The 18,819-nt window shown below is 41.0% G+C and carries 24 protein-coding genes and 1 pseudogene; 20 read left to right on the top strand and 5 right to left on the bottom strand.

The window, feature by feature from the left end; translation table 11 throughout:
* Positions 1 to 3: 3 nt before the first annotated feature.
* The 3 genes from TOL9009_RS48355 to TOL9009_RS0104020 form a co-directional block, all read right to left on the bottom strand.
* Complete coding sequence (locus TOL9009_RS48355) at positions 4 to 318, bottom strand: aldo/keto reductase (RefSeq protein WP_199341618.1); 315 nt, start codon at positions 316 to 318, stop codon at positions 4 to 6.
* A gap of 194 nt (positions 319 to 512) precedes the next feature.
* Entirely contained in the window at positions 513 to 1,247 is a 735-nt protein-coding gene (locus tag TOL9009_RS0104025; RefSeq protein WP_029631358.1) for an SDR family oxidoreductase, read from the bottom strand.
* 74 nt (positions 1,248 to 1,321) lie between these two features.
* Positions 1,322 to 1,516 (bottom strand): SDR family NAD(P)-dependent oxidoreductase, encoded by a 195-nt coding sequence (locus tag TOL9009_RS0104020; protein ID WP_029631356.1) that lies wholly within the window; start codon positions 1,514 to 1,516, stop codon positions 1,322 to 1,324.
* 152 nt (positions 1,517 to 1,668) lie between these two features.
* Between TOL9009_RS0104020 and TOL9009_RS0104015 the strand changes: the two genes are divergently transcribed.
* The 14 genes and pseudogenes from TOL9009_RS0104015 (at position 1,669) to TOL9009_RS0103950 (ending at position 9,844) form a co-directional block, all read left to right on the top strand.
* The gene (locus TOL9009_RS0104015) at positions 1,669 to 2,613 is read left to right on the top strand and encodes an AraC family transcriptional regulator (RefSeq protein ID WP_084763112.1); all 945 of its coding nucleotides are present in this window, start codon (positions 1,669 to 1,671) and stop codon (positions 2,611 to 2,613) included.
* Complete coding sequence (locus TOL9009_RS37940; RefSeq protein WP_260675835.1) at positions 2,610 to 3,119, top strand: ATP-binding protein; 510 nt, start codon at positions 2,610 to 2,612, stop codon at positions 3,117 to 3,119. Before TOL9009_RS0104015 ends, TOL9009_RS37940 begins: the two co-directional genes overlap by 4 nt.
* A gap of 64 nt (positions 3,120 to 3,183) precedes the next feature.
* Positions 3,184 to 3,557: pseudogene (locus TOL9009_RS37935) on the top strand (four helix bundle protein).
* A 16-nt stretch (positions 3,558 to 3,573) separates the two neighbouring features.
* Positions 3,574 to 4,161 (top strand): HNH endonuclease family protein, encoded by a 588-nt coding sequence (locus tag TOL9009_RS0104000; RefSeq protein ID WP_029631353.1) that lies wholly within the window; start codon positions 3,574 to 3,576, stop codon positions 4,159 to 4,161.
* Between the two features lie 373 nt (positions 4,162 to 4,534).
* Positions 4,535 to 4,933 (top strand): hypothetical protein, encoded by a 399-nt coding sequence (locus TOL9009_RS0103995; RefSeq protein WP_029631351.1) that lies wholly within the window; start codon positions 4,535 to 4,537, stop codon positions 4,931 to 4,933.
* A gap of 22 nt (positions 4,934 to 4,955) precedes the next feature.
* Positions 4,956 to 5,507 (top strand): hypothetical protein, encoded by a 552-nt coding sequence (locus TOL9009_RS0103990; protein WP_029631349.1) that lies wholly within the window; start codon positions 4,956 to 4,958, stop codon positions 5,505 to 5,507.
* Between the two features lie 8 nt (positions 5,508 to 5,515).
* Positions 5,516 to 5,776: a hypothetical protein gene (locus tag TOL9009_RS0103985; RefSeq protein ID WP_029631347.1), complete on the top strand. Its 261-nt coding sequence runs from the start codon at positions 5,516 to 5,518 to the stop codon at positions 5,774 to 5,776.
* Positions 5,777 to 5,837: 61 nt separating this feature from the next.
* A complete protein-coding gene (locus TOL9009_RS0103980; protein WP_029631346.1) occupies positions 5,838 to 6,056 on the top strand; it encodes a hypothetical protein in 219 nt (72 codons plus the stop codon).
* A gap of 10 nt (positions 6,057 to 6,066) precedes the next feature.
* Entirely contained in the window at positions 6,067 to 6,909 is an 843-nt protein-coding gene (locus tag TOL9009_RS0103975; RefSeq protein WP_029631344.1) for a phage terminase large subunit family protein, read from the top strand.
* Between the two features lie 4 nt (positions 6,910 to 6,913).
* Complete coding sequence (locus TOL9009_RS0103970) at positions 6,914 to 7,483, top strand: hypothetical protein (protein WP_029631342.1); 570 nt, start codon at positions 6,914 to 6,916, stop codon at positions 7,481 to 7,483.
* Between the two features lie 22 nt (positions 7,484 to 7,505).
* A complete protein-coding gene (locus tag TOL9009_RS0103965) occupies positions 7,506 to 7,997 on the top strand; it encodes a hypothetical protein (protein ID WP_029631341.1) in 492 nt (163 codons plus the stop codon).
* Entirely contained in the window at positions 7,997 to 8,338 is a 342-nt protein-coding gene (locus tag TOL9009_RS0103960) for a hypothetical protein (RefSeq protein WP_029631339.1), read from the top strand. The genes TOL9009_RS0103965 and TOL9009_RS0103960 overlap by 1 nt, the downstream gene beginning before the upstream one ends.
* Positions 8,339 to 8,342: 4 nt before the next feature.
* Positions 8,343 to 8,993, top strand: a complete 651-nt coding sequence (locus tag TOL9009_RS0103955) for a M23 family metallopeptidase (protein ID WP_029631331.1) — start codon at positions 8,343 to 8,345, stop codon at positions 8,991 to 8,993.
* 26 nt (positions 8,994 to 9,019) lie between these two features.
* Positions 9,020 to 9,844 (top strand): glycoside hydrolase family 24 protein, encoded by an 825-nt coding sequence (locus tag TOL9009_RS0103950; protein WP_029631329.1) that lies wholly within the window; start codon positions 9,020 to 9,022, stop codon positions 9,842 to 9,844.
* On the opposite strand, the gene TOL9009_RS0103945 is transcribed toward TOL9009_RS0103950, so the two are convergent.
* Positions 9,837 to 10,964 carry a hypothetical protein gene (locus TOL9009_RS0103945; RefSeq protein ID WP_029631328.1) on the bottom strand — a complete coding sequence of 376 codons (1,128 nt, stop codon included), beginning with the start codon at positions 10,962 to 10,964 and terminating at the stop codon, positions 9,837 to 9,839. The two genes, TOL9009_RS0103950 and TOL9009_RS0103945, sit on opposite strands and share 8 nt — an antisense overlap.
* 54 nt (positions 10,965 to 11,018) lie before the next feature.
* On the opposite strand from TOL9009_RS0103945, the gene TOL9009_RS0103940 reads away from it, so the two are divergent.
* From TOL9009_RS0103940 to TOL9009_RS0103915, 5 genes are all read left to right on the top strand, one after another.
* Entirely contained in the window at positions 11,019 to 13,196 is a 2,178-nt protein-coding gene (locus tag TOL9009_RS0103940; protein ID WP_029631326.1) for a DNA translocase FtsK, read from the top strand.
* Positions 13,186 to 13,644, top strand: coding sequence for a RusA family crossover junction endodeoxyribonuclease (locus tag TOL9009_RS0103935; RefSeq protein ID WP_029631324.1), 459 nt, complete (start codon positions 13,186 to 13,188; stop codon positions 13,642 to 13,644). Before TOL9009_RS0103940 ends, TOL9009_RS0103935 begins: the two co-directional genes overlap by 11 nt.
* Positions 13,645 to 13,678: 34 nt before the next feature.
* The gene (locus TOL9009_RS0103930) at positions 13,679 to 14,158 is read left to right on the top strand and encodes a hypothetical protein (RefSeq protein ID WP_029631323.1); all 480 of its coding nucleotides are present in this window, start codon (positions 13,679 to 13,681) and stop codon (positions 14,156 to 14,158) included.
* 270 nt (positions 14,159 to 14,428) lie between these two features.
* On the top strand, positions 14,429 to 15,694 hold the full coding sequence (locus tag TOL9009_RS0103925; RefSeq protein ID WP_029631322.1) for an amino acid permease: 1,266 nt from the start codon (positions 14,429 to 14,431) through the stop codon (positions 15,692 to 15,694).
* Positions 15,695 to 15,965: 271 nt separating this feature from the next.
* On the top strand, positions 15,966 to 16,472 hold the full coding sequence (locus TOL9009_RS0103915; protein ID WP_029631320.1) for a hypothetical protein: 507 nt from the start codon (positions 15,966 to 15,968) through the stop codon (positions 16,470 to 16,472).
* An 82-nt stretch (positions 16,473 to 16,554) separates the two neighbouring features.
* On the opposite strand, the gene TOL9009_RS0103910 is transcribed toward TOL9009_RS0103915, so the two are convergent.
* The gene (locus tag TOL9009_RS0103910) at positions 16,555 to 17,010 is read right to left on the bottom strand and encodes a helix-turn-helix domain-containing protein (RefSeq protein WP_029631318.1); all 456 of its coding nucleotides are present in this window, start codon (positions 17,008 to 17,010) and stop codon (positions 16,555 to 16,557) included.
* A 521-nt stretch (positions 17,011 to 17,531) separates the two neighbouring features.
* Between TOL9009_RS0103910 and TOL9009_RS0103905 the strand changes: the two genes are divergently transcribed.
* Positions 17,532 to 18,713, top strand: a complete 1,182-nt coding sequence (locus tag TOL9009_RS0103905) for a ParB N-terminal domain-containing protein (RefSeq protein WP_029631316.1) — start codon at positions 17,532 to 17,534, stop codon at positions 18,711 to 18,713.
* Positions 18,714 to 18,819: the final 106 nt, after the last annotated feature.

Below are 18,819 nucleotides of genomic sequence, written 5' to 3'. Positions count from 1 at the left end.
TTCTTACGTCCGTTGCCGCCCGCATTCGCGTTGCCCGATTCGCCGCCATGAAAGCTGAACTTGGTTGCTTTTCCCTAGTTGGTCGCGCAGGCTGCGATCGGTGATATAGCTACCAATCAGTTCCTCGCTGCGACCCTTGGCATACACATCGGCGGTGTCGATGAAGTTGCCGCCAGCATCGACATAGGCATGGAAGATGGACTCAGAAACCTCATCGGGCGCACCCCATCGCGGGGTGCCGAAGGTCATGGTGCCGAGGGTGAGCGGGCTGACGATCAAGCCGGAGTGTCCGAGAGTGCGGAAGGCGGTAAGGCTCATAGGTTTCTTTTCTGGCTGAAACAACAAAGTCGATGAAGAGTGCTGAGTTAAAAGTGCTGTTAGCAGATAGCTAAGGTTTAGCCCGTGCTGGGTAAGAAGAGGAGTACTGAGTACTCAGAATGGTAAAAGTGTCTTGTCTGTGTCAATCAAGCTCATGACGCAAAGAAGGGACACAGAAGTGATGTCTTCAATACCTAGAAGGCGCTGGTTGTCGGGCGGACAATGATTTCGTTGACATCGACATCATCCGGTTGGGACACAGCAAATAAGACAGATTGGGCGATCGCCTGAGGGGTGAGGGCAGTTTTGCGGAGTTCTTTCAAGAAGCCTTTAGCTGCATTGTCCGTGATATCAGAGCCGAGTTCGGTCTCAACGACACCGGGGGATATGATGGTCACGCGAATGTTCTTCGATTCCTGACGCAGCCCTTCAGATATTGCCCAAACAGCGTATTTTGTCGCGCAATAAACTACGCCAGTAGGTGTCACCATGTGTGCGCCGATCGACGCAGTATTGATAAACTGTCCGCCGCCTTGTGCTTCCATGATCGGTAAACCAGCCGCAATGCCGTTCAATACGCCACGGATATTTACATCAATCATGGTGTCCCACTCCTCGACTTTCAGGGCATTCATTGGAGACAAGGGCATCACACCTGCATTGTTGAAGATCGCATCGACGCGACCAAATTTTTCTAATGCAAAATGAATGAATGCTTTCACATCCTCGCGATCAGTGACATCCACTGCTTTGAATTCTGCGGTGTTTCCCTGGTCGCGGATCTCTTTGACAATCGCTTCTAGCTTTTCTGTACGCCGTGCCCCCAGAACTACATTTGCACCGTTTTGAGCAAGTAACTTCGCGGTGGCTTCACCAATGCCACTACTGGCTCCAGTGATCGCAATAACTTTGTTTTCTACATTTAACATGATGACTGTCCTTGCTGTTGAGGTTGATTTGACTTAGAAAAATATGCTTCTAGAGACTTCAATTCTTTGGGTATTTACTCATCGGTTTCCGCGATGGGTGAATGGCCACAGTAGGCGATCGCAGAAACAACACTGTTCACTTTTGCCTCACTGCTGCGATCCGTCACAATTACACCAACCCCTTTTTTCGCCAGCGCCAAAGAGGTATTTTTCGCCAGTCCTTGGCTCGCTCCTGTGACTAAAGCAATTTTTGCCTTGTTTCTCTTCATTGCCTCATCCTTTCAGCCTTGTCTTTCAGCATGGGTTCATCATAAGGTTGAAAAGCTTTTCCCTAAATACACAAACCTTGCAGATGATTGCCTAATCCTCTCAAGTCAGGCGTTGGCAAGGGAGAAATATTCTCTATAATGAGCGTATGAGGATGGTATCAGTCAGGAATGAGCGCGTGGTGATTGAAACACTGAACTATGAAGCGGCAATCAGGAAGTGTGACGAACTGGCAGCATTAGTCGCCCGGCACACTGACAGTAGGGGAAACGGTGTTCATCCAACAGCAATTAGTCAGTTAGAATTCATGCGGGAATCTGATACTTCAGCCACAATGCAGGGAGTCGCCGAACCGATTCTCGGCATTGTCGTTCAAGGCAAAAAAGAAGTGTTGCTAAATGAGGAAACCTATGGGTATGGTGTGGCTCAATATCTAGTGGTGTCGGTGGATTTGCCGCTCTGTGGATGTGCGATCAAGGCGACCGAAGCGAAGCCGTATCTAGGATTTAAGCTAGATTTAGACCCCGTTCAACTCTGTGACATTATTGCTCAAACTAACCCAGGCATGGGTAAGAAAGAAAACTCGGTTAGAGGCTGGTTCATCAGCGATGCCGATCCATCGTTGATTGATTGTGCTATCAGGCTGACACGACTTTTGGACACACCGCAGGATATTCCATTCCTAGCACCAATGATCGTCCGCGAAATCTACTACCGTTTGTTAATTGGTGAACAAGGTGAAGCAGTTCGCCAAATTGCCACATCGGGCAGCAATATGCAGCGCATTGCTGAAGTGATAAAACTTATCAAGGCTGATTTTACAAAGCCACTGCGGGTTGAGGATCTAGCTCTTCAAGCCAATATGTCTCCTTCCTCGTTCCATCGCCATTTCAAAGAAGTCACCTCCATGAGTCCGCTGCAATATCAAAAGCAATTAAGACTATTGAAAGCGCGTCACCTGATGCTTGCCGAGAATGCCGATGCGACCCATACTGCCTATCAGGTGGGGTATGAAAGTCCTTCACAGTTTAGTCGCGAATATTCTCGGATGTTTGGTGCCTCTCCTATGAAGGACATTGAACGATTACGAATAGCTTGAGCAAAGACTGTGAGTTCGCTACAGCAAACTGCAAACATCTGCATCCTCGTTGGCAGAGGGTGATTTTACCAGCTATTTTATCTGTGGTGACAGAATTACAACCCAGGATGAAGATACAGGCTTTAGTAACTACTCATTCTCCACTTATTCTTGCTTCCTTAGAGCCAAATTTTCATGAACAAGAAGATAAACTATTTTTATTTAAATTACAAGATACAGAGGTTAGCCTTGACGAAGTACCTTGGTCAAAACAAGGGGACATAGTTGGATGGTTAACCTCAGACATTTTTGGACTCAAACAAGCCCGTTCCAAAGAAGCAGAAATCGCAATTGAAGCAGCAGAGGCTTGGATGCGTGCTGATGATATGAATGCGTTTCCAGAAAATCTGAGAATACCAACACAAATCCAGACCGAACTTCAAAGAGTTTTACCAGGACATGACCCATTTTGGCCCCGTTGGATAGTTACAACGGAGAAAAGAAATTCTGGGTTATCAGGGGTATAACACAGATGATAAGTAAGAATTCAGGAGTCAGAATTCAGGAGTCAGAACTTAGGAGCCAGAATAAATGAGACAGCCAGCCAAAACATTTCAAGATTTGATAGTTTGGCAAAAAGCACACCAGTTTGTTTTATTAGTATATCAATTTACTGGTCAATTTCCTAAATCGGAAATATATGGACTTACTTCCCAATTTAGACGAGCAGCAATCTCTATTGCAGCAAATATAGCTGAGGGTTTTAAGAAAAAGGGAGCAACAGACAAAGTACGGTTTATGAACATTGCACAAGGCTCTGTAGAGGAATGCCGCTACTATCTAATTCTTTCACTCATACCTTGACTACTGACTACGGTGACACATCAGGATTAATGCTTCAACTTGAGGAGGTTAGTAAATTACTAACAGGTTATGCTAATTCCATTCTGAATTCTGACTCCTGACTCCTGAATTCTTACAATGATGCCATTTAATCCTCCTCCAGAACCACCTGATTTTGATAAAAAAGTGCGACAACCAGGAAATGCTTGGTTGGCAAAAAATCCAAACCCTAAAAAAGGAACCAGAGATTATTGGTCGCCTTTCAAAAGTGATTTAGCTGATGGATTTAATAATCTTTGTGGTTATAGCGTTATGTATGAACCAGTTGGTACAGTAGATCATTATCGCAGCCGTGAAAATTATCGCAATTTAGCTTATGAATGGAGCAATTTACGTTTTGCTTCTGCTTGGATAAACAGTAGTAAAGGTACGCTTGATGACCAGGTACTTGACCCTTTTGATTTGGGAGAAGATTGGTTTGAAATTTTACTTCCTTCCCTACAATTAGTATTAACAGATAAAGTTCCTCCGCAACAACGTCAAAAGGCGGAATTTACTTTGGAACGGTTGCGGTTACGGGATGATGAAAGAGTTTTGCGCCAGCGTCAACAATGGTATCAACTTTATTTGGATGGGGATTTGACTCTACAAGGATTAGAAAAAAAAGCTCCTTTGATAGCGCGTGCGATAAAGAAACAGCAGCAGGCTATTTCTCAACAAGAATAAGCTTTGTAGTTATCAGATTGTGAAGTCAAGTATTTTCATAAATGGGTAAAAGTTCAATGAACTTGTCACAGACTATTAAGGCGCACATTGCGTTATATATTTCTGTTAGAGCAGTTTCTTACCAAAAGAGTTATTTTTCTATTTCTTTTACTCATATATACAAACGTGCTTGCATTATCAATAGGCAGTATGTAACTTGGCAAGTGTGCAGTTTAGTAGGAGAGGAACTGAAGTTTAGTTGTATCTGAGTTGAGCTATACCTGTACTAAAGTGACATAAATTGTAAATTACTTTTTAATTTACAAGCAGTTTGGTAAGGTGCTAGTTTAATTCGCTTTCAATTGATGAAGTCTTTCAGTTGGAATAGAGTTTGATGATATGTGAGAACGTTATCTACACCCAGAAAACACTTGCCGAAAGATACGGGATTTCCATTGCCGCTTTACAACGGTGGTATCCCTATGCCGGTATAGTCAAACCCCGAAAGCGGGGAGGATATTTTGATGCAACAACAGTCGAGATTGCGGATGTTTTCTACGTTGCTATCAAGATTCGGCGGTTGACTTGTGAGGAATATTTACAGCAGGTGATTCCTGCTGGTGGCTTAGATGCTTATTTGCAAAAAGTCAATGACGTAAGCCTTTATGACTTTTTGACTAAGCATATATCTGATGAAGAAAAAAATAACCCAATTGTGCAAGCAGTAATTAGGAGAATTGAGCGAAATGAAGCATATCAACAAAGTGGCAGAGACTTTGCAGGTGTCGCCTGATGTAGTACGTACCTGCTGTCGGTTGTTAGATTTAGCTTTGCAGCCAAATGATACGCTTGATGAAACAGTTGAGCAGCAGCTAGTTCAACTCAAAGAGATAGCCTCTGGTGAAGGTATGTCCCTTGAAGAAGCTGCCCAGCACTTGATTACAATGCGCGATCGCAAATCAGAAGTAGGCGAACATAAGTTCGACAAGCGCGAGTACATCAAACAGCGATTTGGTGTAGATCCAGAACAAGCTTCTCCCGACAGCTTTGTAGGAATACTTTACCGAGATGCAGATAGGGGTATTCAATTAGGGGAATTACGCCATAAAGTGGTGCTTGAATCTTCCACACTTGCTCTAGAAGAATTTGTTTTTCATGGCAGCAGTTTACTTGGTGAAGGTGATACTTCCGTTCCGCCTGGTTACGATGAAGCGCAAGAGCGAATTAACTCGCGCATCGATAACGATTTTTTCGGCAAAGTGAACTGGGGGGAAGAGATTCATCCACTGTTAGCCGGTACATCGACACCGCAGCCGAGACAGTTGAAGTCCTCGCAGCCGAAAACCGGGCAATCTCCGAAGAAATAGTAGCTCAAATGCTACCCATCTGCTATCAAATACGGGATGAGAGTTTACTCAACTTGAGAAAGACATCTACCCAGGCAGTTGGTATAAATTTGCTTTCAGTAGTAGCTGGTACTGTTATTGGGACGTGGGTAGCAGTTCCCCCAACTCAAGAGAGACAGGAAATTCCAAGTATTCAGCCAATTTTGATTGGTGTGGGTGTAGGTGAATTAGTTGGTCTGATTCTGGCACTAGTAATAATTTGGTTTACCAGGGACGAACAAAAAACCTAATCAACTTTTCTCTCATTAAGGACATTACTCAATTTAGTCGCATTATTGCCAGGGAGCAAGTATGAGTGCAGCATTTGACTTTTTGGTTAACACGGCAGGCGGTTTATTGATGAACCTGGGTGTTTCCGGGATGGTAGGACAATTATTGGGAGTGGGGGCAACCCTTGCCTTGCATCCTCTGTTGCTACTTACTGGGATAGTTGTCGGTGGTGCGGGAATTGCGATGGCGCGAGAGTTAAACAAGCGCCCTCAGTTGCAGTTGGTTGTTGATAATACGTAAGGGGTAAATTATGTTTACTCCTACACCTGTGCGAAATAAACAGCCAAGTCGCAGAAAGAAAAAGGTAAATGTTACCCTGTGGACGGTTTGTTCAACTGTTAGTGCGCTGTCTGTTATCGGGGCGGTTGCATTGATGGTTGGATGGAAGCAACAGGTTCCAGGTAATCAAATATCGGAGGTACAACAGGTAAAGGCGCAAGTTTCCCAAATTCGGGAAGTGTACTTAGAAAAGCTTTCCCGTACTGACTACAATATAGACCATCTTTCCAGTTACTCCTCAGTCGAGGGTGCGCCTACTCTTACGGGCTGGCGACAGTTGGCGGCGGCATTGTGGGGACAGCAATTGCGAAGTGAAATATCCAGAATGCAGGCTAATGATAAATCTGGGTTTTACCGCCTTCACTATATGCCGGCACTGGAGATAGTTAAGTTCAACTCGCTGGATGTTTTACTAGAAGCGGCTTCTGGAAATAATACTTTTTACTGGGGATACCGCAAAACCGATGGTACGAAAGTTGAGGAGAAGATACCAACTGGAGCGGCTGCTGTTTTAATTTTGGGTAAATTAGAGGCGATTGATTATGCTCAAAACTTGGAATCTCAACCATCGGTTGATCTCAATCAAATGCTAATTCACATTAAGAATGCTCAAGAACCATATTCTCTTGCACAGGCACAGCTGTTACGAGCGCGGGGGTATTTAGACCCAGTAGAGCAGATGGCACAGGTGGCAGACATCCGCGAGAGAATACGCCAACGGGAGGAGGAAAGGCGGATGTATATCCAACAAATGAAGAAGCAATTACCTCAGCCAGTTCCTAATAGAAAGCCTGTTAATAAATCGAGGGGGTGATGTCATGTATGTCAAGTTTGCTGCTGCGATAATTTGCATAGCTTTGTGTTCGCTCAACGTTGTAGCGGCAGTCAAACGTACCCCTATTCGTACTACCCTTGAAGGTTCAACTCGCACGACGGTCGAGATGATGCCATCTCCCAATTCAGGAGTGCATTGGATGAGTGCAGTTATATTTCTGGCTGGGTTTGCTTGTTTCTTGAGTTGGGGAATTTCTGACTATAACAATGCAATTGAAGAGAGAGACGAACTGTCTGATAACTTGGCTAATCCTGGCAATCAACAACTTCATGTTGGTGCTTCTGATACTGATATTCAGCCTTCTTTAATGCCCCCAGTATCACCTTCTTCTGGGATGAGATTAAATAGCGAATTCTCTGCCAAGAATGTAGTCCAATTTTCTCCTCGTTCTAGTGTTTCTGGATTAGGGCGAGTACATAGTAGCCAATTTGTTGAAGATGGAGTGCAAAACCAATCTGGAATGTTATCTCCAGAGGAGTTTTATGCCCAACTTCAGGATGAAGATTTCTGGGAAGATACTAACTCCCAGGTAAATGATAAACCTGCCAGCTAGTTACTTAATTTGAGGTCATATTATGAGCAGAAATCAGCGCCGCAACTTTGATGTTGATTATTCTGAAGGTGGAGCAATTGTGCCTGCAAACCGCTTGCAAAATATGTTGCAGCAGGTACAGCAACAAGGAGGAATAGTAAATCAGCAACCTAACGTTTCTCCCATGACTACTTATGAGACTCAGCCAGTAGAAATTAGGTATATTAATGCACCTACTGCCTATAAGCCGAGGGTTCCTCAGATAGAGATTCCTTACATTGAGACTTGGAAAGCACATCGGCTGCATCCGCAAAACCCCTGCAGATTTGGCTGGTATCCAGTATATTTTTTATCTGATGTAATTAAATCTCCTGTGGGTGTGGCTGGTGTGGGAGTGTGGTTGTTAATAATGCTGTTGAATTTTTTCCTAAATGGCAGTTATACCGGGCCGGGGTATGCGTCTGGGAAGAAGATTGAAGTTGTACCCAAGGAAGTTCCCTCTTTTGCCCTGCCTGTGGTTAAGCAATTGGAATAATGACGGTAAAGGCAATTTTTTGGTTCGTACTGCTGGTATGGATTGCAGATATTTTGCAACCGGGATATTTGCAGTTTTATAACTGGCGTAATGCTGTGGCATTGGTACAAAAGCTTCAGTTTTCATCGCCGGCTGTTGTACCCACTGCTGCACCTGGCGTGAATATATCTTCTACTTCTGTTCCTACACGTTACTCTCCTCAAGTAAGGGAACCTGCAACATCTGGGGATGGCCTAAATTCTCCTGATTGCCATGTGGCTAGGAATGATTTTGAGGAAGTATTGAGTACTGCAAGGATTGGTTGTTGGCAGGTTTCTCCTGCTAATGCGAAAAGGCGTTGAGGGAATGCGAATAATTTTTGAAACTAACAGTGACAAGGAGGTTAGTAATTCGACTGTAACTAGTTTGGATGAGACAGTCGATACTAATTCGAGTGCAAATTGGAGATATGCGATCGCAACCTCAGTTTTAATTGCAGCTATGGTAATTCCCCAGGTTTCTGGATGGATTGAATCTCAAGTGTTAATTAAATCTCTCCAAAGTCCAATACTACCTAAAACTGTTCGTAGTAATGAGGTTTTAAATATTGGTCGAATTGCCTTTCCTACTGCGGCTGGTACTCCTATTACCTCAGAGTTTGGTTGGCGGACACACCCCATTACAGGCGATCGCAAGTTTCATGCGGGGATTGATTTTGGTACAGCAAAGGGTACGCCAATTTATGCGGTTGATGCTGGCCGAGTGGTTTTTGCAGGCGACAAGGGTGGTTATGGCAAAGCAGCTGTTATTCAACATCAGGGAGGTTTATCTACTCTGTACGGTCATGCCAGTCAGCTGTATGTACAGCAGGGACAACAAGTTGTGCGTGAGCAGATGATTGCGGCAGTAGGTAGTACAGGCTTTTCGACGGGGCCGCATTTGCATTTTGAAGTTCACGTTAATGGTGTAACACAGAACCCCCGTCCTTATTTACACGAATATTTAGCAAACCGTTGAAGGTTATTTAGCTATTGGCAAGAGAGATGCAAATTGTACCGATTTTTATATCAGGTGTAGTTGGTGCAGCCTGCTCTGTTGCATTTTCTTACGGAGTAGCTTCACTGCCATGTGGATTGGTATCAAAGGGTGCGGATACTGTTTGTCAGGTACGTAGCTTTGGTAAGGCACTTGATAGTTGGAAATTTGGGTTTATTGTTGGTGGTTTGGCTGGGTTTATTTTGAGTCCTCGCCATCAATTTATATCCCGTTTTAAACCCATTCATCTGTCAACTACTTCCTTAATTACTTTGGGTATTTATTTCTCAATTTATCAAAGTACTGGTGTTTCTTCATGGTCGTCAAATAGTTTAACAGGAAGAGTTAGTACAGGTTCTTACTCACTACATCCTTATTCACCACGGTTGAGTGCTTTTTTAGCAACAATTCGTTGGGCAGAAACAGGAACCAGTGAGCTAGAAAGTTATCGCAAGTTAGTATTTAATGGAACTTTTAATAATTTTTCTACACACCCGTTAAAGAAACAGTGCGCTCCTATTAATGGTAAAAATATTTGTTCAACTGCGGCTGGTGCTTATCAAATGTTGGATAAAAGTTGGTATGACCTTCAGCCAAAGTTAAACTTAAAGGATTTTAGCCCAGCTTCTCAGGACAAGATGGCAATTGAATATATTCGTCGTAATAATGCCTTAAGTGATGTTGAAGCAGGAAGGTTTGATACTGCGATATGCAAAGTAGGTAGGGTATGGGCCTCGTTTCCTTGTAATAATTACGCACAGCCACAAAAATCACTTGCAGAACTTAGAAGTGTTTATCAGAAAAATTTAGAAAAATATAGGAGCATTAACTAAAATATGGTATTGGTTTATCCCATTTACGTTTTAATTTCGGTACTTTTACTTGATAAAGCATTTTCCATAGTTTGATACCTCGACTTCCAGCAACATGATATCTATATGCTTTTGAATTAGTTCTCTTAGTATTGGCACATTTATAGTGTGTATTTGGAACCCAAATATCAAACCAGTATTTTACCCAATCCAGTATTTCTTTTGTTCCTGTGAGATCAATTTCTATGCTATTAACTTCTCCTTTCACTTTAAATAAATTTACTCCACCATCGCCATCTATCAATCCGATAATGAATGCTTTGATTAATTGCTCATCTTCTAGCGGTGGTGGACATAGTGTTAGTGATTTTTTAGGTGTAATATTGAATATACTGATTAAATCTTCACATATATCTTTGCTGTTAAATCTGAGTTTAAAAGTGGTTCCACAAATATATTTATTACCAGATGGAAATTTTTTTAATTTTCCTGAGTTAGACATTTTACATATCTTATGGCTACATTCTAGGTCTACACGAAGCGTTTCCAAGTGTTCTACATCTACTTCATTTAGAGCAATTTCTATAATATACCCATGATTTGAATATTTTATGCATCCATCCGCTGCTAAAAATCCAGCCCAATAGCAACTTTTTAAATTAGGACTGTTAAAATATTTGTGATTAACTGTATATGATTCAAGCTTTCTGAGTTTCATTTGTTGAGCTTTCGCTCTTACTGCGGGTTCATCTTTTCCAAGTTTTTGTCCTATTTTTTCATAGGTTTGAGTTAAGTAATTATCCTTGAGGTATCTTTCTTCTTCTCTTGTCCATCTATGGCGTTGTTTTAGGTTAAGTCTTTGTGCTTTAGCGTGAATTGCAGGAAGACTTCTATGAGGCATAAACTGAGATTGTATCAACTTTGGTGATAGCTCAGAGTAAAGTTGGTGTAATATTTCTTCTTCCTCGACAGTCCATTGTGGTTCAAGTGTTAATCCTAGTAAGCCCAGCTTTCCTTTTACTGATTTTCTACTTCTATATGGAAAATATTCCTGATGTATTTCATCAATATTTGAGCATTTTGTAACTGCTTTGGCAAGAAGTTCTTCTTCTTCTGCATTCCATCTATTCCAACTTTTCATAGTCAATTTTTTATTTACTAACTCAATTTTATCATTCTACTAATTGAAAAAATAATGCTAGATTTATATAATATTGGCAAGAATATTGAAGTTCAAAAACAACAGATTTTGACTGCAATTGTGCAGGCAAAACAAGATGGTTTGGGCAATGAAGAGATTATAGAGAATATACGGGAAGCTTTACCTGATGTAATGGTTTCTTATGCTGAAACTGTTTTAAAGCAGATTGACTTTAGAGCAAAATTATCACGTCCGGTTATAGAATTTAATTTAGAATTTTTATTTCAGTTAATATACGAATCAGTAATTGCAGGTACAAACGATGAAGAAATATTATCAATATGTGCAGAACACTGTACTTTAAATCAGTACGAATTTGTACGTTATGCACTTGAGTATATTCATGTTAATCGGTTTCCATCGCAGTGGGAGCAAAATAACATATATCAAAAAATGATTGGGATAGTTAATCTATCACCCATTGAATCTTTATTTGAATATATTGAATCAATCAAAAATATTCATCTTAAGCAGATTGGCTATGAAGTAGTTCAAGAGAATCTTTATAATTTATTTTTGAGCAATAAAGAAACTAGTTATTTTACTGATTTAGCGAATAAATCGAGAGATAATTTCATTAAAAACTATTGCTGCCGAACGGCAGTGCTTGTTGCGCGTGCCACAGGTAAGCCATTAGATTTAAAACTGACAGGTGATGGCTCAGTTATTTTAAAAGAGCCTAAATATTTAGATAGAAGTACTGGTGCAAATGAGATTGCTACTTCACAAAATTTAACTATGGTACAGGCAGGGAAGTTATTAGTTGATACGTTAGAAGATTTTAATATTAATGCTAAGTATGTTGATGCCAAAAATGGCCCTACTTTTAACCGTATTAGAGTAAAACTGGGACGGGGTGTTAGTTACAAAAAAGTAGAAGACATCGGTAATGACTTAGTGCAGCAGCTTGGTGAAGAGTTAGGCTTGAAATTTGCACCAATGGTGAGTGTAGTGCCTGGAGGAGTTGTATTTGACGTACCCAGGTTAGATAGACAATTTGCCTATTTCCGCGAATATGTTACTTTTGACAGTGAACCTGACATTCATTCTGTATCTATTCCTGGTGGTGTTGATGTAAATGGTACCTATGTCGAAATTCCACTTTATAGCGACAACGTAACCCATATCTTGGGTGGTGGGCGGACGCGGGGTGGAAAGTCGCAATTTGAGAAAGCAGCAATCTTATACTTAGTGCGGCGGTATCCCCCTTCGGTTGTTCGGTTGGCACTTTCGGATGTCAAGCGTGTGACCTTTGGTAAATTTGACGGGCTACCCCATCTTGTTGCCCCAGTTGCGCGTGATGCAGAGGCGACTGCTAACTTGCTTGATTACTTGGTCGAAGAAATGGAATTGCGCTACCAGGAATTTGAGCGCCACAGTAGTATTGAAACGATCGCACAGTACAATTCACGGTTAGCACCTGATTGCATCATGCCACGAGTGATTTGTCTAATTGACGAGTGTTTTGATCTACTTTCTGATGATAAGTACTGTGATCGCATTGAGACTGCGCTGATGAAGTTGCTTGCAAAAGCTGGTGGTGCAGGGATTCACGTACTGTTGTACACCCAGCGACCTGATAAGAACGTGATAGACCCGTTAATTCGCTCAAACTTTCCAGCCAAGACAGCCTTTGTTACGACTCGCCCTGAAGACAGTTGTATTATCCTTGGGGACGATAAAGACAAACGTGCGGTTTACTTACTGGGATACGGAGATTTCTTGTACAAGACAACTGAAGTGTTGCGACTCCAGGCGCTTTATGTAGCTGACGATGAAGACCCTGAATACTTCCAGCAATTACTTCTAGAAGCTAAAAATCAAAACGACCCCTACACAGCTTGGCAGTCTAGGTTAGACTTTGATGAATTTGTCGCTAGTTTGTATGGTGAGAGCAATAGTAAGGACATAGGTAAATCTAAAGCTACTGCTGTTACTAAAACTAAACAGCATAAAACTGATTTTGAGGGCAGTTTTAACTTTAAGGTACAGCTTGACGAGGAAGCAAGAAACTCAATTTTGAATTTGCATCAAAAGGGCTATCAACTTGATGAAATTGTCAAAGCGGTATTCAATTTATCCCGTCAAGATGGTAGGTCGTATAAGAAATTTAGAAATGTTGTTGAGGATTTTTTAAATAGCTTGAAAGGGGGTGAAGAAGATGATATTTGAATTAACGATGCCTTTACCTCCTAGTATGAACGAAATTATTAACCAGGCACGGTCAGGTTGGCAAGCCAGCGCTGGACTTAAGAAGTACTGGACAAACTTAATTGGTGAATTTGTTCGAGAATGTGGATTTTGTTTAGATGGTGCAGTTTGGATTGAATTTCATTGGTATCTCAAAAATTTTGGACGAGATAGCGATAACGTAGCTGCTGCCGCCAAATTTATCATGGATGGTCTGGTTACAGGACGAGCAATTCGTAACGATAACTTGACAGTTATCCAATCACCTATTGTCCATTACTATCATCGCAATAGTGGTGATGATGGTGTGCTGTTGAGACTTTCACAATCACCTGATTTTCTGTTAGATAATTTTATTGTATCTAACCAATTTTCCCGAAACAGCTTAGAGAAGCACAGCCAAAAAATCACATATTTAGTGTCAATTTAATTTATGGATATATTGGATTTAAAGGATGACGATAATGTTACGTTATAAAGACTACCGTCAGTTAATCGATCAGGTAAATGCAGGCAAGAATATTAACCTATGGGGCAAGCAAAATATTGGTAAGACTCTTACTGTTAAAAACTGTTTACTCAAGGATATTAACTTAGAGTCTGTTTACCTCAATCTTGAACATCCTTTTAGTGTGGATCATCTATTCAACGTTATTCCTATTAGCTTCAGCTTTTACTACCAGCAGAATTGGCAAAATATCATAAGCAAATTATCTGATGGTTATAATAAACTGCTGGTGATAGATAATTTTGATAGATTACACTTTGTTAGCGATAGTTTTATCGACGACTTATTTCGATTACAACAGTTAGCTCAACTAGAAAATTTTTCTTTACTATTAATATCTCGGATGCCGTTAGAATATTTCCATTTTTCAGGTTTTGCTAACTATTTTGAAAGATTGGAATTAAACGAAACTAATACTTGGACTCTTGGACAGTAGATATATGGCTTTTAGATATCGTTTTTTGGTGATATCGACTCTGGGTGGATGATTGTTTTAAGCAATCAAGCAAGTTCGACTCTTGCTATCACCATTGGGAATGAAACTACTGCCGATACTGAAAATTAACCAGGACGAATCTATTAAATAGTTTTGGAATTGTTAATAGAGTAAGCGGTAGGTTAGTGGTGTAGTTCTCAGCAAATCCCAATTCGTGCCGGGGCAAGAGTAATTAAAAACCTTGTAACCTGCATTTTGGAGGGATGAATTATGTTGAAGAAGTTTGCGTTTAATTGCTTGAGAAACATTAATGCTGCTTTTGGAATGGTGTCTTTGACTGCTATTGGTTTGGGCGCTATAGCAACTTTTTCTGGTTTGGGTTTATTGTACTTAGCTAGGGGCGGATTCCCAATTGTTGAGAAAGAACGCTCTGAACAAATTGCCCCTACCGGCATTGGTGCTATTGTATTGGGCTTTACCGGAATTATTTTTGCTTCCTTGGGCGGTGCTTTCTTAAGTATTGTTGAAGAATCGGAGGAAACTAATTCTAGGATAGAACCTGCAAAAATAGCTGACATAAAACCGCTTGTATTTACAAAATATGAGAGCTTTGAAAAATCTAATGATGTGCCTTTTATTTACACCTATACGGTGATGAATTTTGAGGTACATTCTGATTTAAAGGGCTTGGTTATTTGCAGATTTGAGGAAGAACCGTATCGAAAATTTGTACTTTACGAGGAATTACGTTCTCACCACATTGATGACTTGGCAGTAATCTGTGATGAAATTGATCCAGACAAATTAATTGGACAAACTTTTTCCTCATATAAGCCTTTACCTTGTGAAGCTTTAGAGGAGCATTTAAATATACACCGACGCTATGTTAATGCAGTTAATAGCGAAGAATTTACTTCTTGCTATTTGCAAGTGTGTGCTGGGTGTAAGTTACTGCATGGTGCCAATAATATTGTTTGTGGCATTCATTCATACGGATGGTTTGAAGATGGTTGCTGTCCAGATAAGCAATGGGATGAACGTAAGGCGTTGTTTCCATTTGAGGATGATGCTGTTGTCGAAAGCTTAAATAGAGAAATATCGTCCAATCAGGCGAATATTTGCAAGTTTTACGGCGACCTTATTTTGTGGGATGAATACGCTAATCGTAGGTTTTCTTTTTCTTATTCCGGTATCTTGCTGAAACATTCTGATAGACTGCTTGAGCTTGGTACGGAAGCGAGACTTCTTTCCTACATCCAGTATTTCCGCACTCGAAATGTAGTGGTCTTTGACTACGTAGCATCAGGGCGAGTTTCGGAGTTTACGAAGGAACTTAAAGGCATAGCCAAAATCGAGTTTGATGGTGATGAGATATCTATCTTTTTTGATATATATGCACCCAGTCACCGCTTTCGCCGTGATGGTGTAGCGCTGCATCCTTACTCAACTTTTGTTCCCCAAGAACTCAAATATAACTACAACTTGGTTAGTTACGTCAACTACCTTAAGAGTAAAAAATTTGGAGTGCTGGAATGAATAAGGAAGTTTCTAAAAGCTGCGGGTGCAAGTTGGAAAAATCGCATTTTTGCAATTTCTGTATCTTGAATTGGTAATTTATAAAATTCAACAACTGCAAATTTTGGAAAACTTGGTTCGTCTAATTGCTTAAAGGCAATTTACCCTCCTACCTCCTACTGGTGGATGGGATACGTGTAAAAGCTTTCACTCAGTACGGGGGTTTCCCCCCGCTACTGGGTGGCAAGCCGCTACAACGCCACCCATCAGTAATTCATGGAGGAATCACATTATGTCTGCTTTTGCAATATCACCTTTTGTGCAATCTGTTAACGATGTTTTGTTTCCAATCGAGTTGTTTTTGATTATCTTCCCAATCTTGTACGTGATTTTTGTCCCTGCTCAATCAGTATCACTTCAAGTTAGTAATAGCGCTGCGGTGATTTCTGAAGAGTCGCCAGTTTTGGAAACTCAGGGGGATTTGACTGTTGTTGGTGCTGTTTCTAATGAAAAAGAATTTCCTGAACCAGAATCTTCGATTATTGAAACTGCGCCGCCACTTGTTGAAACTAGGTTTGCGGATGAAGCCAGACAACTTGTGCTAATAGACGTTACGGAAGAGAGGAAGAAGCTTTTGGATTTAGGTGCGCGGAAGCTGCGACAGTTCTGCAAAGAACGCCAGATTCAAGGCTATTCTACCGTCTACAACCGTAAAAAACTCGATGGACTCGTTGACTTTCTGATCGCACAACAAGTAACTTCTGCTCAAGTGGTCGAGTTTGTGGAAATGCTTGCTTAGAGTTTGATGAAAAGCCTCGGTAAAAATTGGGATTTCAAAACTACTTCCTTGATATAGGATGGTGCTTGCTTGATAATTCTTTCTATTGAGGTTGAGCTTCCAAGATGCGTCCTATACTTCTTGGCGATAATGTCGGTAATCCCCTCCGAGTAGCTTCCTCAGCTACCTGCGTATGGTAATGGTGCTTTGAACGACTGGGTTTTCGGTTCTTGCTCCATTCGCTGATTTCTACGATTTTGCTCGCCTCTGTACTTTTGCACTTCTTAGGTCTGCCTACGTTGACACCTAAAACCTCGTTAGCTTTTGCGATCGCCGCCTCCTGGCTTTCTGACAAGATGGTACTTGATATCCATCTTTTTTTCCACTTTGCTATTGATTTTTCGGTTACACCAATCTCTTGGGCTAAAACTACATATGTTTTGCCTTCGTTTAGTCCCAGCAGAATTTTCGCTCTTTTGCTAACTTCATCGCTGCTGGTCGCTGCTATGTGCTCTAGTGCTTGCTTTTCAATAGAATTTAGTATCTGAAGACGAGGCATCTAAAATTTACCCCTCTTGACGGTACAATTTTGCCAAATGGAATGAAGCCTGATATACTTTTTTTGTAGAGTCCATTTTTCCTAAAGATTCACTCAAAGCCCTGGTGCAAACAGGGCTTTGAGGAAAAAACAAGCCCACCTGTTACTAGAACAGGACGGAATTTTGTTTTGTCAATTTACTTATCTAGAGCCATCATATCATGAGTTTACACAGTTTTACAAATCTTTCTTGGGATAGATGCTTTTTGTCCCAATATCAGTGCTTTAAATATCTCTTCAGTCGTATTAGCTGTCAATTGGTTGAGAATAATAGTTACTGCGGGAGAAAATCTCTCAAAAAGAATTTTCTGGTAGGTAATCTTTGGTATTTACAAGAATTCATTATTTTTTAAAATAATCACTTTTCCCAAGGGATAGAAGTGCTGCAAATGTTGCTGCATAAGCTTTTACTGCTTGATTTTTGGGATTTTCATTTCTTTAACTTATCTTTTGAGTGACAATTTGTGAACCGGAGTATAAATATGTCTCTTGTGCAGAATCCGGCAATTGTATATATTTCGCCTGCGGAGTTGGTTGTTCATCCGAAGCTGATAGAAATATATGGTGAGAATGAGGAACGTCCAGCTTTAGAAAAAAGTATTTCTGAAAAAGGGATTCTTGAATCTTTGAAGGTATCTACGCGCACTGGTGTAAATCTTGTTTTGGCGGGTAAGTGTCGGTTGCAGATAGCCCGCAAGCTTGAAATTACAAGAGTGAAGGTGGAATTTGTTGAATCTGCTTCAAAAGAAGAAGATTTGAGGCTGGTACTAGATTTTAATCTACATCGAGAAGTAAAAACTCATTACCAGAAATTTCACGAAGGACAGTATTGGGAGTCTGTACTTAAGCCGAAAGCGAAAGAGCGCCAGCGCTTGGGTGCTAAGTATGCTCGTCAACCCTTGCTTTTGTCAAATTTGACAAAAGCAGATGATGAGAGATTTTATCAACAAGAGTCCAGAATAGATGTTCGTAAAACTGTTTCTATGAAGTTGGATTTGAGTGGTGGAAGTTATTCAAAAGGGAAAAAAGTATTTGAGTTTATTTCTCAATTGCAAGAATTTGGAAAACTTAAAGCGGCGGCAGCGTTGGAAAAAGAGTTTAACCGGAGTATTGATGCAGCTTACAAGTTTGTTTGTAACCAAGATATCTACAACCAAGTGATAGACCGTATTGAAGCAGGTGAAATCGGTAGTGTGGGTGATGGAATTGCGTGGGTACTCTGTGGCGATCGCAATCCGTTTCGTAGTTTTAAGCTTGATCAGGTTTATTTATTTAGCGAGCGGGTGCGCCCTGAGTTGGAAATTGTGGGACGTGTTATTGGCATAAAGAATGAATTTGTCGTGTTTGGATTTAGAAATTTGGCGAACATGACCCTCGAAGTTGTGCATTTGCGTCCTCGGCAGATTGATGCTCAATTGCAAAACGAGCCATCCGCTCAACAGAGGAAGAGGATATTTTGCTTGATTGATAAGTTTGCTGGTGTTTTTCCGATTCAGGTTTCTTTAGCAGAAATGTTGAAACTTCCAAATTTGACCGATAGGGAGGAGTGCGTGTTGCGAATGTATGAGTCCGATTTATATGAAAAGAATTTGGAGGATTATAGCGCAGAAATGAAAGCTTTGGAAAATCTTGCGTTCCACAAAGATAAGATTTTCGCCGCTTGACACTCCCTGACCGTCGCGGACAGGGATTCTTGATTCAACGAGTCCACTTAGGTTAGACCCCTTGCGGTATCTAATCCAGAGGTGGTTCTCTCCTCAAGCGTTAACT

Origin of the sequence: [Scytonema hofmanni] UTEX 2349 (assembly GCF_000582685.1) — a bacterium.
In the GTDB taxonomy this organism is placed as follows: Bacteria; Cyanobacteriota; Cyanobacteriia; order Cyanobacteriales; family Nostocaceae; genus Hassallia; species Hassallia hofmanni.
Note: the sequence above shows the minus strand (reverse complement) of the source record. Positions and strands in the feature narration are given on the sequence as shown.

Excerpts from the sequence above, each read along its gene's own strand:
- TOL9009_RS0103975 (WP_029631344.1), top strand. The coding sequence starts at position 6,067 with ATGTTTACTCCTACACCTGTGCGAAATAAACAGCCAAGTCGCAGAAAG.
- TOL9009_RS0104025 (WP_029631358.1), bottom strand. The coding sequence starts at position 1,247 with ATGTTAAATGTAGAAAACAAAGTTATTGCGATCACTGGAGCCAGTAGT.
- TOL9009_RS0104000 (WP_029631353.1), top strand. The coding sequence starts at position 3,574 with ATGATGCCATTTAATCCTCCTCCAGAACCACCTGATTTTGATAAAAAA.
- TOL9009_RS0103950 (WP_029631329.1), top strand. The coding sequence starts at position 9,020 with ATGCAAATTGTACCGATTTTTATATCAGGTGTAGTTGGTGCAGCCTGC.
- TOL9009_RS0103905 (WP_029631316.1), top strand. The coding sequence starts at position 17,532 with ATGTCTCTTGTGCAGAATCCGGCAATTGTATATATTTCGCCTGCGGAG.
- TOL9009_RS0103985 (WP_029631347.1), top strand. The coding sequence starts at position 5,516 with ATGCTACCCATCTGCTATCAAATACGGGATGAGAGTTTACTCAACTTG.
- TOL9009_RS0104020 (WP_029631356.1), bottom strand. The coding sequence starts at position 1,516 with ATGAAGAGAAACAAGGCAAAAATTGCTTTAGTCACAGGAGCGAGCCAA.
- TOL9009_RS0103935 (WP_029631324.1), top strand. The coding sequence starts at position 13,186 with ATGATATTTGAATTAACGATGCCTTTACCTCCTAGTATGAACGAAATT.
- TOL9009_RS0103945 (WP_029631328.1), bottom strand. The coding sequence starts at position 10,964 with ATGAAAAGTTGGAATAGATGGAATGCAGAAGAAGAAGAACTTCTTGCC.
- TOL9009_RS48355 (WP_199341618.1), bottom strand. The coding sequence starts at position 318 with ATGAGCCTTACCGCCTTCCGCACTCTCGGACACTCCGGCTTGATCGTC.
- TOL9009_RS0103930 (WP_029631323.1), top strand. The coding sequence starts at position 13,679 with ATGTTACGTTATAAAGACTACCGTCAGTTAATCGATCAGGTAAATGCA.
- TOL9009_RS0103965 (WP_029631341.1), top strand. The coding sequence starts at position 7,506 with ATGAGCAGAAATCAGCGCCGCAACTTTGATGTTGATTATTCTGAAGGT.
- TOL9009_RS0103925 (WP_029631322.1), top strand. The coding sequence starts at position 14,429 with ATGTTGAAGAAGTTTGCGTTTAATTGCTTGAGAAACATTAATGCTGCT.
- TOL9009_RS0103940 (WP_029631326.1), top strand. The coding sequence starts at position 11,019 with ATGCTAGATTTATATAATATTGGCAAGAATATTGAAGTTCAAAAACAA.
- TOL9009_RS0103915 (WP_029631320.1), top strand. The coding sequence starts at position 15,966 with ATGTCTGCTTTTGCAATATCACCTTTTGTGCAATCTGTTAACGATGTT.
- TOL9009_RS0103995 (WP_029631351.1), top strand. The coding sequence starts at position 4,535 with ATGATATGTGAGAACGTTATCTACACCCAGAAAACACTTGCCGAAAGA.
- TOL9009_RS0103970 (WP_029631342.1), top strand. The coding sequence starts at position 6,914 with ATGTATGTCAAGTTTGCTGCTGCGATAATTTGCATAGCTTTGTGTTCG.
- TOL9009_RS0103910 (WP_029631318.1), bottom strand. The coding sequence starts at position 17,010 with ATGCCTCGTCTTCAGATACTAAATTCTATTGAAAAGCAAGCACTAGAG.
- TOL9009_RS0103980 (WP_029631346.1), top strand. The coding sequence starts at position 5,838 with ATGAGTGCAGCATTTGACTTTTTGGTTAACACGGCAGGCGGTTTATTG.
- TOL9009_RS0104015 (WP_084763112.1), top strand. The coding sequence starts at position 1,669 with ATGGTATCAGTCAGGAATGAGCGCGTGGTGATTGAAACACTGAACTAT.
- TOL9009_RS0103960 (WP_029631339.1), top strand. The coding sequence starts at position 7,997 with ATGACGGTAAAGGCAATTTTTTGGTTCGTACTGCTGGTATGGATTGCA.
- TOL9009_RS0103955 (WP_029631331.1), top strand. The coding sequence starts at position 8,343 with ATGCGAATAATTTTTGAAACTAACAGTGACAAGGAGGTTAGTAATTCG.